At 44.0% G+C, this 12578-nt stretch carries 13 protein-coding genes; 6 read left to right on the top strand and 7 right to left on the bottom strand.

What is annotated here, in order from left to right; genetic code table 11:
• Positions 1-81 precede the first annotated feature (81 nt).
• Positions 82-732, top strand: coding sequence for an HAD family hydrolase (locus B3R63_RS11545; protein WP_005016758.1), 651 nt, complete (start codon positions 82-84; stop codon positions 730-732).
• Between the two features lie 37 nt (positions 733-769).
• Here B3R63_RS11545 and B3R63_RS11540 read toward each other — a convergent pair whose 3' ends face one another.
• A complete protein-coding gene (locus tag B3R63_RS11540; RefSeq protein WP_017400704.1) occupies positions 770-1642 on the bottom strand; it encodes a LysR family transcriptional regulator in 873 nt (290 codons plus the stop codon).
• Positions 1643-1863: 221 nt separating this feature from the next.
• Here B3R63_RS11540 and leuC point away from each other — a divergent pair, with 221 nt between their 5' ends.
• From leuC to leuB, 4 genes are all read left to right on the top strand, one after another.
• On the top strand, positions 1864-3297 hold the full coding sequence (gene leuC, locus B3R63_RS11535; protein ID WP_119878314.1) for a 3-isopropylmalate dehydratase large subunit: 1434 nt from the start codon (positions 1864-1866) through the stop codon (positions 3295-3297).
• A gap of 10 nt (positions 3298-3307) precedes the next feature.
• Positions 3308-3958: a 3-isopropylmalate dehydratase small subunit gene (gene leuD, locus B3R63_RS11530; RefSeq protein ID WP_101160038.1), complete on the top strand. Its 651-nt coding sequence runs from the start codon at positions 3308-3310 to the stop codon at positions 3956-3958.
• A 99-nt stretch (positions 3959-4057) separates the two neighbouring features.
• Complete coding sequence (locus tag B3R63_RS11525) at positions 4058-4630, top strand: hypothetical protein (protein WP_286731223.1); 573 nt, start codon at positions 4058-4060, stop codon at positions 4628-4630.
• Between the two features lie 50 nt (positions 4631-4680).
• On the top strand, positions 4681-5760 hold the full coding sequence (gene leuB, locus B3R63_RS11520; RefSeq protein WP_111280322.1) for a 3-isopropylmalate dehydrogenase: 1080 nt from the start codon (positions 4681-4683) through the stop codon (positions 5758-5760).
• Positions 5761-5821: 61 nt separating this feature from the next.
• Here leuB and B3R63_RS11515 read toward each other — a convergent pair whose 3' ends face one another.
• Both B3R63_RS11515 and infA read right to left on the bottom strand, forming a co-directional pair.
• Positions 5822-6223, bottom strand: a complete 402-nt coding sequence (locus B3R63_RS11515) for a hypothetical protein (RefSeq protein ID WP_005023252.1) — start codon at positions 6221-6223, stop codon at positions 5822-5824.
• A gap of 200 nt (positions 6224-6423) precedes the next feature.
• Positions 6424-6645 carry a translation initiation factor IF-1 gene (infA, locus tag B3R63_RS11510; protein WP_001284370.1) on the bottom strand — a complete coding sequence of 74 codons (222 nt, stop codon included), beginning with the start codon at positions 6643-6645 and terminating at the stop codon, positions 6424-6426.
• Between the two features lie 230 nt (positions 6646-6875).
• On the opposite strand from infA, the gene B3R63_RS11505 reads away from it, so the two are divergent.
• On the top strand, positions 6876-7883 hold the full coding sequence (locus B3R63_RS11505; RefSeq protein ID WP_005016726.1) for an AraC family transcriptional regulator: 1008 nt from the start codon (positions 6876-6878) through the stop codon (positions 7881-7883).
• A 28-nt stretch (positions 7884-7911) separates the two neighbouring features.
• Here the strand turns inward: B3R63_RS11505 and truA are convergent, their stop codons facing one another.
• The 4 genes from truA to B3R63_RS11485 form a co-directional block, all read right to left on the bottom strand.
• Entirely contained in the window at positions 7912-8709 is a 798-nt protein-coding gene (gene truA / locus B3R63_RS11500; protein WP_005016725.1) for a tRNA pseudouridine(38-40) synthase TruA, read from the bottom strand.
• 12 nt (positions 8710-8721) lie between these two features.
• Positions 8722-9687, bottom strand: a complete 966-nt coding sequence (locus B3R63_RS11495; RefSeq protein ID WP_228198476.1) for an asparaginase — start codon at positions 9685-9687, stop codon at positions 8722-8724.
• 48 nt (positions 9688-9735) lie between these two features.
• Positions 9736-11055: a hypothetical protein gene (locus tag B3R63_RS11490; RefSeq protein ID WP_286731218.1), complete on the bottom strand. Its 1320-nt coding sequence runs from the start codon at positions 11053-11055 to the stop codon at positions 9736-9738.
• Between the two features lie 73 nt (positions 11056-11128).
• Positions 11129-12514 (bottom strand): type IV pilus assembly protein FimV, encoded by a 1386-nt coding sequence (locus B3R63_RS11485; RefSeq protein ID WP_119878316.1) that lies wholly within the window; start codon positions 12512-12514, stop codon positions 11129-11131.
• Between the last annotated feature and the right edge of the window lie 64 nt (positions 12515-12578).

Here is a 12578-nt window from a genome sequence, read left to right as displayed (position 1 = left end):
TGATCTTAACGAATTTCTATCGACTAGCGGAGATAGATTTACATTTTTTTGCTTTAAATTTCAGTTTTAACGAGAATTTTTATGAAATTGGCTTTATTTGATCTGGACCATACGCTCCTTAACACCGATTCTGACCATTCTTGGGGAGAATTTCTGGTCAATGAGGGACTGGTCGATCCGGTACGTCACCGTCAGATCAATGACAGCTTCTATGAAGACTATAAAGCTGGTCAGCTGGACCCGATTGCTTACAATGAATTTGTTTTTGAGTTTTTGACAAAACATGATTTACCTTACCTGACCGAATTGCATGAACGATTTATGCAAAAAGTTATTCGTGCACAAATGCGGCCTCAAGGGTTTGAAACTGTCAAAAAACATCAGGCATTGGGTCATGAAATTGTCGGGATTACCGCAACTTCAGACTTCATTACTGCGCCTATTTTCCGTGAATTCGGTATTACCGAGATTATTGCCACCAATGCAGAACTAATTGATCATCGGTATACTGGCAAGGTAACTGGAATAGCATGTTACCAGAAGGGTAAGCTGGCTCGTCTGGAACAATGGTTAAATGGCCGTACAGTAACCGAATCGTGGGCTTATTCGGACTCAATTAATGACCGGTTTTTGCTCGAATATGCAAGCCATGCTATTGCAGTCAATCCGGATGAGCGCTTACAGGTCCTAGCCGAGGTGCAGGGATGGGAAATTCAGGACTGGTCAATCTAAGCTATATATCCGGTTTAAAATATAGCACCTCGAGGTGCTATATTTTTATTTCTGTATTCATCATGTCGATCAGTTCCAGCATGGCTCTGGACTGGCTGCGCCCCGGGTGCCATACCAGACCCAGTTTACGGCTCATTTCCAGCGGAATATCCAAGCGTTGTAAATCCTGATTAATCAGGTTTTGTGGCAGGACGGACCAACCTAGACCGATTGAAACCAGCATGCGGATTGATTCTAATGGATTATTGCTCATTGTAATTTTAGGTTTTAACCCCTTCTTTTCAAATTCCGCAAGCGTAATCTGGCTGGTATAGGTCTGAATTGAAGGTAGCAGGCTCGGATAGGCGATCAGGTCTTCCAGCTTTAAGTTACTGCGCTGGGCGAGTGGGTGAAAAGGTGCGGCTACAAAAACCAAAGGATCATTCCAGATGGTACTGTAATTCAGACGACTATCTCCCTGTGGCGGCAAGGTTAAAAATGCCAGTTCCAGATCGCCCGCGAGCACCTGTTCGTGTGCCTGTTCAGAGTCAACAAAATGTACATCCAGTGTCACATCTGGAAATTGTTGTACATATTTCTTCAAATGATGGGGTAAGTGATGCAGTCCGATGTGATGACTGGTGCCAATTTTTAGGCGTCCCTGCACCTGACTTTGTTCATGACTCAAAGTATGGTGGATATCACCTAGCTCATTTAACCAGTTTTTGACTTTAGGCAAGAGAGAGTGGGCCGCATGAGTCGCCTGTACACCTCGTCCCGCAGATTCAAAAAGTTTAACTCCGAAGTAATCCTCCAGACTGTGGATACGTTTGGTCACCGCAGGCTGGGTGATAAATAGTTGCTCGGCAGCTTGGGAAATGGAACCAGTTTCCATTACCTTGACAAAGGCTTCGAAGGCGGCAAGATTCATGTGGATACTCTATCCTATAAGGATTTTTTATATATTCAGTATTATTTATAAAATTTAAGAAATAATAAAGCAAATCCGGTTTTAAATTATTTCTAATGAATAAAATTCTTTTAATTCCAAAAAGTTTAATAATTAATAAAAATGATAAATTAGATTTATGTAAAATAGCGATTATAATTTAAAATAATTTAGGAAATACCCAGTCCTTGGAGCACGTCGACATGGCAGGCAATCAATCAGCAGCAAAAACATTATATGACAAATTATGGGATGATCACTTGGTTTCCCAGCGGGATGATGGTTCATGTCTACTCTATATCGACCGTCATTTATTGCATGAAGTGACATCTCCGCAGGCTTTTGAGGGATTACAGCTAGCAGGCCGTCAACCTTGGCGCTTAAGTGCCAATGTTGCAACACCTGACCATAATGTACCTACCTCCAAGGCAGAGCGGGCACAGGGCATTGCCGGTATCGCAGATGAAACCTCACGAATTCAGGTGCAAACCCTAGATGACAACTGCAAGACATTTAATATTGTAGAATTTGGTATTAATGATATCCGTCAGGGAATTGTGCATGTAGTTGGGCCGGAGCAGGGTCTAACCTTACCAGGTATGACAGTAGTCTGTGGCGACTCACATACTGCAACTCATGGAGCATTTGGCTGTCTGGCTCATGGGATTGGTACATCAGAAGTTGAACATGTGCTGGCAACCCAGTGTCTGGTCCAGAAGAAAATGAAAAATATGCTGATTCGTGTCGATGGCCAGCTTGGTCAGGGTGTCACGCCAAAAGATGTAGTCCTGGCAATTATTGGCAAGATTGGTACCGCAGGTGGCACAGGCTATGCCATTGAATTTGGTGGTCAGGTTTTCCGTGACATGTCGATTGAAGGCCGTATGACTGTCTGCAATATGGCAATTGAGGCTGGTGCACGTGTAGGCATGGTCGCAGTCGATGAAAAAACCATTGAATACGTCAAAGGCCGTAATTATGCCCCGCAAGGTACAGAATGGGATCAGGCTGTGGCTTACTGGAATACCCTGCATTCGGATAGTGATGCAGTATTTGATACGGTAGTTGTATTACAGGGTGAAGAGATTGAACCACAGGTCTCATGGGGTACTTCACCTGAAATGGTTATTCCTGTATCGCAGGCTGTACCTATGTTAGAACAGGCTAAAGATGATGTACAACGCAATGACTGGACCCGTGCTTACCAGTATATGGGCTTAAATGGCGGACAGCCTTTGGCTGAAATCCAGCTGGACCGTGTCTTTATTGGTTCATGTACTAACTCCCGTATTGAAGATATCCGTGCAGCGGCAGAAGTTGTTAAAGGTCGCCAGGTTGCATCAAGCATCAAACAGGCGATGGTGGTGCCGGGTTCTGGTTTGGTAAAACAGCAGGCTGAGGCCGAAGGTCTTGATAGAATCTTTATTGAAGCAGGTTTCGAATGGCGTGAACCGGGCTGTTCCATGTGCTTGGCTATGAATGCAGACAAGTTGCAGCCAGGCGAATACTGTGCTTCTACTTCTAACCGTAACTTTGAAGGCCGTCAGGGCAATGGTGGACGTACTCATCTGGTAAGTCCAGCAATGGCAGCTGCTGCGGCAATTGCCGGTCATTTTGTTGATGTTCGTTCTTTCTAAGGAGCACACCATGAAAGCATATACTGTTGAACAGGGAATCGTTGCGCCATTAGACCGTGCGAATGTCGATACTGATCTGATCATTCCAAAGCAGTTTTTAAAGTCCATCAAACGGACCGGTTTTGGCGATAACCTGTTTGATGAATTACGTTATCTGGATGAAGGCTATCCGGGTCAGGATAATTCAGTGCGTCCGATCAATCCGGATTTTGTCTTGAACCAGCCACGTTATCAGGATGCCAAGATTTTGTTGGCGCGTCAGAACTTTGGTTGTGGCTCCAGCCGTGAGCATGCACCTTGGGCACTAAATGAATACGGCTTCCGTACCGTTATTGCGCCAAGCTTTGCTGATATTTTCTTTAATAACTGTTTTAAAAATGGCATGCTGCCGGTTATTTTACCTGAGTCAGTGGTCGATCAGTTATTTCAGGAAGTAAATACCCATGAAGGCTATCAGCTCACAGTAGACCTGGCCGCTCAGCAGGTGCGTACACCTGATGGTCAAAGCTTCAGTTTTGAGGTTGATCCGTTTCGCAAGCATTGCCTGTTAAACGGTTTTGATGATATCGGTCTGACTTTACAGGATGCAGATTTAATCCGTGAATATGAAGCGAAAATCCAAAAGTCACGTCCATGGGTTTTCAATAATATTCAAGGTTAAGCTCGACATTTAGGCGTAGCGCAGGAGCCCAAGTCTTGCTAACATGTTTGACTATAAAAATATTTATAGTTTCTCTATATATGAGGTTGGGCTCGGACGATGAACAGGATATTCGGCCATAGTGTTATTATCAGTTTATGTGGCGTGTTACTTAGTGCATGTCAAATTACTCAGAACGCGGTAGACACTGTCCGTATTAAATATGCGGAAAAACCAGAATCTCAGACGAATGCGCTGATTTACTGTTCAGGAACAGAAAACTGTGAATTTGAGCGGATTAGTGATATTCAAATCGTTGATCCCTTAACACATCGGGTAAATTCGGAAGCAATCCGTGAAGGAATTGTACGTTTGCAGGGCAGTTCCCTCAGCCAGCCGAATCCGTTGTACCTGTCAGTTCCAGCCAAACAGTATGAAGTGGTAATCCGTTTTTATCCTATATCGCAGGATCGGGCTGAAAAACTGCATGTCATTCATCAGTTCAAGGCTAATCAGCGCTATACCTTTCATATGTTTCGTGATCGTTCAAGCAGAACCGGAAGCTTGCTAAATGTTTCAGCACCTGATCCGCTCTGTGTCGATCTGCAACAGGAAAAACGCACGATTCGCCGGTTCTGCCGTCCTTATAATGTATTGACGGGTTTGGGCGAGTTTGTGGAAAAGAAACTTTAATCGCTCATCAGCTGTAGATATACGCTGGTTTTAAAATTATGGAAATGCATATGTCCAAACACATCCTCATTTTAGCTGGCGACGGCATCGGACCTGAAATTATTGCAGCAGCAGAACAGGTCCTTCACCGTGTGAATGAAAAGTTTAGTTTGGACTTGAGCTGGGAACAGGGACTGTTGGGCGGGGCCGCAATTGATGCACATGGTGAACCCTACCCTGAAGTTACCAGTCAGCAGGCAAAAAAGGCAGATGCGATTCTGCTTGGTGCTGTAGGTGGGCCTAAATGGGATACGATTGAACGTTCAATCCGTCCTGAGCGTGGTCTTCTTAAAATCCGTAGCGAGTTGAATCTGTTTGCTAATCTGCGTCCGGCAATTTTATATCCCCAGCTGGCAGATGCTTCAAGTTTAAAACCTGAGATTGTAGCTGGACTGGATATCCTGATCGTACGTGAGTTAACGGGTGGAATCTATTTTGGCCAGCCACGCGGAATCCGGGAACTGGAAAATGGTGAAAAGCAGGGTTATAACACCGATGTATACAGCGAATCTGAGATCAAGCGAATAGCTAAAGTCGCTTTTGAGATTGCTGGACTGCGTGGTGGAAAAGTCTGCTCGGTTGATAAAGCCAATGTACTTGAAGTCACTGAACTCTGGAAGCAGACAATAAGTGCATTTCAGGCCGAGCAGTATCCAGAGGTCCAATTATCACATATGTATGTCGACAATGCAGCCATGCAGCTGGTACGTGCGCCAAAACAGTTTGATGTCATCGTAACCGGTAACCTGTTTGGGGATATTCTCTCTGATGAAGCTGCAATGCTGACCGGTTCGATTGGAATGTTGCCATCTGCCTCACTGGATGAACATGGTAAAGGTATGTATGAACCTTGTCATGGTTCAGCACCTGATATTGCCGGCCAGAATATTGCCAATCCGCTAGCCACTATTTTGTCGGTTGCCATGATGCTGCGCTATACTTTCCGTGAAGAAACTGCAGCTCAAGCGATTGAAGATGCAGTAGGCCAGGTATTAGACCAGGGCTTGCGTACTGCAGACATCATGTCACAAGGCATGCAGAAAATCGGAACTGCTGAAATGGGCCAGGCAGTAGTGCAGGCACTCGGCTAATTTAAAAAAGAAATAAAGAACGCAGCTTATGCTGCGTTTTTTATTTTAGTTATAGGATGAGCTAACAGGAACGGCCACGATATTGCACATCTTTGGCAATATTATTTTGAAGAATAAAACTGATCTGACAATACATATCAATTTCATAAGAGTTGGCACCTAAACTGGTAGGGGGGGCAATGACAGCTCCACCTGTGCCTACAGATTGCAGGCCAGACGGAATAGGTACAGCAAGGGGTCGCAAAATCGTATAGCTGAGCTGGTTTGTAGTCTGCACTGGTGAACCTTTAAGCTCATAGCCTAAAGCTGGCAGATTAATCTTGGCTTTAATCTGTTCAGCAGATTGCCCAATAAACTGTTCCAGATAAGTATCGAGATTTGGCTGTGCCTGATAGGTTGTGGTGCAGGCAGTCAATAAACCGGTAAAGCCCAGACCTAGGAAAACAAGTTTTAAACTGTTCATGATCTAACCTATAAATCAGAAAACAGTATCAAGCTTAAGATTTTTAAAAACAATAAAGCGTTATAGAACAGTAAAACACGATAAAAGGCGGGATCAAATACAGGAATCTATAAAGAAATTCGGATAGGTAATTTATAAAATATAAAAACAGGTATAAAAAAAGCCACGAAATAGAGGTGGCTTTTTATATTTACTCAGACTTAGCGGGCACGATAAGTAATACGGCCTTTAGTTAAGTCATAAGGCGTCATTTCAACTTTAACGCTGTCGCCAGTCAAAATACGAATATAGTGCTTGCGCATTTTGCCAGAAATATGTGCAATCACTTCATGACCATTCTCTAAACGGACACGGAACATAGTATTAGGAAGCGTTTCGGTGACAACGCCTTCGAACTCAATGAGTTCCTCTTTATTGGCCATAGCCTACCTGATGATCAAATTGGAAAGGCGCAAATTATAGCCAATTTTTGTGTCAAACACAAGACACATCAGGCCTGTCGAGGTTCCAGCTGCTAGTAAATTAAGCGAAGTCATTTCATAAATATTTTCAACAAAAAATACCTGAATAGAGTTGTCAGTTCGGCCAATCACAGTTAATCTAAAATTAATGTTTTAAGTATAAATGAATAACATACAAGGAAGGGTATTGCGTGGGTCAGCTAACTGATGCATCGGTTGTGTTGCGATTTGGCTATCAAGCGATTCGTCGTGCGGGATTACCAACCGAAGAAATATTAACAAAAGCAGGCGTTGCACTGAATCAGGTTGAAATCAATGCACGTACACCTTTAAGTGCACAACATGCTTTCTGGACAGCAGCTGAAGAAGTCAGTAAAGACGCTGATATCGGGTTACATCTAGGTGAACATCTGCCGTTATATCGGGGCCAGGTAATTGAACATCTCTTTATTAGTAGTGATAATTTTGGCGAAGGCCTGAAACGGGCTTTGGCTTATCAGCGTCTGATCAGTGATGCTTTCCATGCTAAACTTATCATAGAAGAAGACAGCTGCTATTTAACAAACGGATCAGTAGCTTCTCCTGATAATCTGGTTAACCGCCATTTTTCTGAGTGTGCGATGTCAGGCGTGCTACGCTTCTTCAAATTTATTACCGAGGGGAATTTCACCCCGATCTTCATTGATTTTAATTTTAGTGAAGGCGCATCGCCAGATGAATACCTGAGGGTTTACGGTTGTCCAGTCAGTCTGGGCCAGAAAGAAACCCGCCTGTATTTTGACCCCTCTATTCTAGATTATCCCTTATGGCAGGCCGAGCCGGAATTATTACAGCTACATGAACAGCTGGCACTGGAAAAATTGCAGGAACTGGCGCGTTATGACCTGGTCGGAGAAGTGCGGCGTGCGATCGGCTCTACACTAGAAAGTGGTGAAACAACCTTGGAAACTGTAGCTGCCCAGTTGAATATCACGCCTCGACGCCTACGCACCCAACTGAGTGAAGCTAATACCAGTTTTCAGCAAATACTCTCTGATTACCGTTGCCGACTGGCAAAAAAGCTTCTTGCCAATACCAGTGAAAGTGTAGAACGCATTGTATATCTGACAGGCTTTTCTGAACCGAGTACCTTTTATCGGGCTTTTAAGCGCTGGACCAATGAAACGCCGGTAGAGTACCGAAAACGTAAACAGCGTTAAAAAAATGCCGGTCTGAGACCGGCATTTTCTATTCTGGCAAGTTAAGCCAATGTGGGCCAAGTGGTAATTGCGGTAATGCAAACTGCTCGGGATAATAAGCCTGAATAAAATACAGTCCATCTGCAGGGGCGGTCATTCCTGCAGCACGGCGGTCTTCTGCTGCAAAAATACTATCAATATGGCCAATGTCATACATGCCTTGTCCGACTTCTAGCAAACAACCTACAATATTTCTGACCATATGATGCAGAAAACCATTGGCCTGTATATCCAGGACCAGATAACGTCCGTGCTCGAACAGCTCGCAGTGAGTTACATCACGTATCGGCTGGTTAGACTGGCAGGCAGCAGCACGAAAGCTTTCAAAGTTATGTACACCACGAAACTTTTTTGCAGCTTTCTTCATCTTTTCAATATCAAGCTGCTGATAAACATGAGTCACCTGTTTATGCAGTAAGGCAGGCCGATATGGGGCATTGTAAATGACATAACGATAGCGGCGGGCACAGGCCTTGAATCGGGCATGAAAATCTTCACCCATGGGTTGTAACCACTGTAGTGCAATATCTTTTGGTAACTGGCTGTTTGAACCCATCATCCAGCCGCGTTCCGTGCGAATGGCATGGGTATCAAAGTGTGCAACCATATTAGTGGCATGTACACCAGCATCAGTACGCCCGGCACCATGCAGAATAATTTTTTCATCGGCAATTTTACTTAAAACCCGCTCCAGAGTTTCTTGCACACTCGGGACACCGGCCTGCTGAGTTTGCCAGCCCCGATAGCGAATGCCGCAAAACTCTATACCGACTGCATAACGTTGCATACTGTTCCTCTTTTAAGGCTGCGTAGACCAGCCCTGATACCGTTGCTCGCAAGATGGATATTTTAAATAGATTTGCAGGGCTTTTGCATAAAGATCTGCATTGCTATATGTGTTATTGACTAAAATATTGGCTTGTTTAACCCAGCTACTGACTGCATAGCGTTGATCCATGCTGCCAAAAGGAACCTGAGTAGCCAGAACAGGTAAGCAGCCCTTATGCTGAAATTCTTGCAAGCATTCGATAACAGCCTGGTTAACTGCCAGATTTCCTGTGCCAAAACCTTGTAGAATTAAAAAGTGTGGGGGTTCATCTTGTAATAAGCTCAAATTCTTGATGAGATGTTCTACAGGTTGAGGCTGAAGTTGCCAGCTGATCAGGTTAAAACTTCTCGCCTGTTCAATTATGTCATCCTGGACAGAAATCTCTTCCTTATAAACAGGGAAATCCTGGTCAGCCTCTATTCCTTTAAAAGCATCTAGCTCGGTAGTATGCATTTTCATGACAGACTGGGCATGAAAAATCTGCTGGTGAAATGCCAGATAGACTCCGGCCGGTTTGCGGGAAACCTGTTCCAAGGCAAAATATAGATTATCGGCAGCATCTGTAAATACCCGGGGAACATTGCCCTGAATATCAAGCAACGGATACTGGCTACCTGTTAATATTACATGGCAAGACTGGCCTAAAAAACGTGCCAGCAATGCTGCAGCATAACTTAACGTATCTGTACCATGGATCACCACAAAGTAAGTGTAGCGTACTTTAAGCTGTTGTATATACTGTACAAGCAAAAGCCAGTCAGCAGCACTGCAGGCACTACTATCTTTAATTACGGGTGCAGCAAGACAGTCGACCTGATACTTGGCAGGAAGAGTATTTTGCAGTTTAGGGAGAAATTCTGTTTCCGGCATGGGCGTCAATGGCTCACCTACACAGCCGAAAGTTCCTCCCATATAAAGTAAAGCAATCTTTTTCATCATAAAAAAAGGCAGTCATATGACTGCCCTATACTAAATTGAACACACTCAAGAAGCTATTTGATTGAGTATTTTTTTTGACTGTTCTTGCTGTTCAGGATTGAACTGGTCCTGATTCTGGCTAAGCAGATGACGTGCAGACTCATAGGCGCCCAACTCGACATAGCGCTGCGCCAATTCCAGATCCAAATTAATGGCATTGATCTGTGCCAATTCGGGAAATGCCTGAACCAGGGGATCATTCTGGTGAATATCAGTTGTTGAAACTACAGCTGATGTCTCAGAAGCATGAACAGATGAAACTTGTGGCTCAGACAGGGCTGGTTCAGTCGAAATTTCAACGGGTTCAAGTTTGAAATCTAAACCGGATGCTGGAGCATGGGTTGCTGACGGAACCGTTTCAAAATCAAGAGTTACCGGTTTGACACTTTCAGGTTTCTCTTCCTCTTGAAGACTCAGATGAAGCTCACCAAAATTGAAGTCCAGCGCAAGTGGTACGGACTGGTTTTGACTTTGCTCCTGAGCAAGAGCTGTCTTATCTGTAGATCGCTCTTCTTGACTCTCAAGTGGGAAAGAAAAATCAACAGTTCTATCTTGATCAAGGACAGTGGCTTGTGGCGGCTGTTCGGTTTCTGTTGGTTTAGTCTTGATTTCACCGAAATTAAACTCTAAGGGCGCAAGTTCAACTACAGCTTCTTTGGGTTGTACAGATGGGGCTGGTTCTGCCTGTAACTCATCAAATGAAGGCGTTAAAACGGGAATATTTACCGGAGCTTGCTGTACCAGAGCATCAAAATCAGCACTATTGTGTGCATGTGGCTGTGATAGAGTGACAGGAGCAGGTTCAGGAACATCTGTTGTTACAGCGAACTCGATCGCATCAGGTTGCTGTTGCTGATTATAAGCTTGATACTTCTGTTCTGCCTGTCTGGCAATTTCCTCTAATCCCAAAGAGTGAAGATGCTGAATCAGCTGATTTATGGCAAATTCATCTTTTTGGTCTAGATGAATTTTAAGTAATAATAAATATAATTCATGCTGAGTGTTATCACGGTTCAGTGCCTGATTAATCTGTGCTTCAGCAGAAAAGTAATTACGCTGTTCAATCAGATTCTCAATTTTACGATGAACATCAGCAGGAATAGGGGTGGACGTTTTTTGTTGAGTTGCTATCGGATCTTCTACAATGCGAGCCGCTTTACGCTTGTGAGTAGTTTTAACTGCTTTGGTTTTTGCAACTTTTTTAGACGCTTTTTTCCGTGAACTTCCTTTTGTTGCAGAACTGTCATCCTGCTGGGCGGCTTCACGTTTTTTAAGAAAAATTGCGATGACCAAGAGCAGGACAAATGGAATCACATACAACAACATAATTTAAACCCCTTAATACTGAACCATCATGGCAGCTAATTTCTGATTGAAATCTTTTTAACTGCGTCTTGACCTATTTTTTTGTCTGCTGTGCTTTGAGTTGCTGTTCGAGCTGCGCCAGCCGGGCATTTAATAATTGGATCTTGTGATCCTTTTTCTGTAATGCCAGATCTAGCTGCGTTACGTTCTTCTGTAATTTAACGGTTTTTTCACGAGCTGTCATAACTTTTAATACTAAATCCGCACTGCTCATGGACTGGTCGTTATTTCTTTTAGCATTTCCTTGAGCTGTATTTTTTGTACTTTCAGCGACCAAGCTCATTTCTGCTTCATTTAGACGGTATTTTGTCTTAGGTGAATAAGAGGGAGAAACAGCTTTGGGACGAGATTTATTCTGTGTCATCACAGGTTGAGCATTTAAATTTAAAACTGCACCACGACGTAACCGGTTCACGTCTCCCTGAATAAATGCATGCTGATTCGCTTCCTTGATTTGCTGCATTACGTTTGTAACAGGCTGTTGGGTTTGGGCTGCAACCTGTGATGCAATGGTCCAGAGTGACTCATTATTTCGAACTACATAAGTATGGGGCTGTTCTACCGGAGCCCTGCTACTGGTAGTAGAAGTGATTGCTGGTTTTATAGCTAATTTCCGTTGTTGGGGTTCAGCAGTTTTCTTGGCGCTAGGTCCTGTTTTTGCTGTTAATGCAGACTGCGTAGTGGGGTTCGGTCTGGCAGAAGCTGTTGTGCTAGGCCTTGTATTAGGTGTAGCGGAAAGCTGCGTTTTATTTCTCAGTGCCTGCTCTTGTCTATGAAGTGTATCTTTTGGCTGTACGACAGAAGATGCAATCGAACTTGGCTGCTGAACGATAGAAATAGCCGAACCACTTAATGCAGGCGGACGGCTGTTATTGATTAACAATGGCCGGTCCTGCTTACTAGGGAGCGGGCTACGGCTTTTCTGCTGGGTGACCTGATACGCCGTACTCTCTGGCAAATTCAGGGTAATATCTTTTTCAGTAACCATGACAGGCACAAGCGGTTTTTCATTAACCGAGGCTTGCAATGGCACTGTCTGGCTAGGTTTAAGTGTGGTTTTTATGTGCTGTAGCCGGGTAGCATTTCCTTCTTTAACCTTAACCACAATATTCAGTTCGGAACTGGTGAGAGGGCGAGAAGAGGTAATCACGATGACACCAGTGCCCTGACCGTTACGGCGGTTAAAAAAATTAAGATGGCCCGGTGGCTGATGCTGAATTCCCAAGCTCGCCAGATCTTCTGGGCTGGCAAGGCTGACCTGCATGTTTTCATCTTTATCGGCTTGGCTGAAAGCCATTTCTGCATACAGAAGCTCTCCAGGTGCGGACTGCACTTGAATTGGTTCAATGATGATCGCAGAAGCTGTTTGCGATGTCATGATGGCTAGGACAGCAATTTTTAATTTCTTATAAACAGTCATCTTGATCTGGAGCTGAAAACAATGCAAACACAAAAAGTATACATGATCTTGCCATAAAGGCAGT

This window comes from Acinetobacter sp. UBA1297 (assembly GCF_002307755.1).
Classification (GTDB): domain Bacteria; phylum Pseudomonadota; class Gammaproteobacteria; order Pseudomonadales; family Moraxellaceae; genus Acinetobacter; species Acinetobacter radioresistens.
The sequence above is the reverse complement of the archived record's forward strand: the minus strand, read 5'-3'. Positions and strand labels throughout refer to the sequence as shown.

Coding starts and splice junctions, on each gene's coding strand:
- B3R63_RS11485 (WP_119878316.1), bottom strand. CDS start 12,514: ATGACTGTTTATAAGAAATTAAAAATTGCTGTCCTAGCCATCATGACA.
- infA (WP_001284370.1), bottom strand. CDS start 6,645: ATGGCCAATAAAGAGGAACTCATTGAGTTCGAAGGCGTTGTCACCGAA.
- B3R63_RS11540 (WP_017400704.1), bottom strand. CDS start 1,642: ATGAATCTTGCCGCCTTCGAAGCCTTTGTCAAGGTAATGGAAACTGGT.
- B3R63_RS11515 (WP_005023252.1), bottom strand. CDS start 6,223: ATGAACAGTTTAAAACTTGTTTTCCTAGGTCTGGGCTTTACCGGTTTA.
- B3R63_RS11490 (WP_286731218.1), bottom strand. CDS start 11,055: ATGTTGTTGTATGTGATTCCATTTGTCCTGCTCTTGGTCATCGCAATT.
- B3R63_RS11545 (WP_005016758.1), top strand. CDS start 82: ATGAAATTGGCTTTATTTGATCTGGACCATACGCTCCTTAACACCGAT.
- B3R63_RS11495 (WP_228198476.1), bottom strand. CDS start 9,687: ATGAAAAAGATTGCTTTACTTTATATGGGAGGAACTTTCGGCTGTGTA.
- B3R63_RS11525 (WP_286731223.1), top strand. CDS start 4,058: ATGAACAGGATATTCGGCCATAGTGTTATTATCAGTTTATGTGGCGTG.
- leuD (WP_101160038.1), top strand. CDS start 3,308: ATGAAAGCATATACTGTTGAACAGGGAATCGTTGCGCCATTAGACCGT.
- truA (WP_005016725.1), bottom strand. CDS start 8,709: ATGCAACGTTATGCAGTCGGTATAGAGTTTTGCGGCATTCGCTATCGG.
- leuB (WP_111280322.1), top strand. CDS start 4,681: ATGTCCAAACACATCCTCATTTTAGCTGGCGACGGCATCGGACCTGAA.
- leuC (WP_119878314.1), top strand. CDS start 1,864: ATGGCAGGCAATCAATCAGCAGCAAAAACATTATATGACAAATTATGG.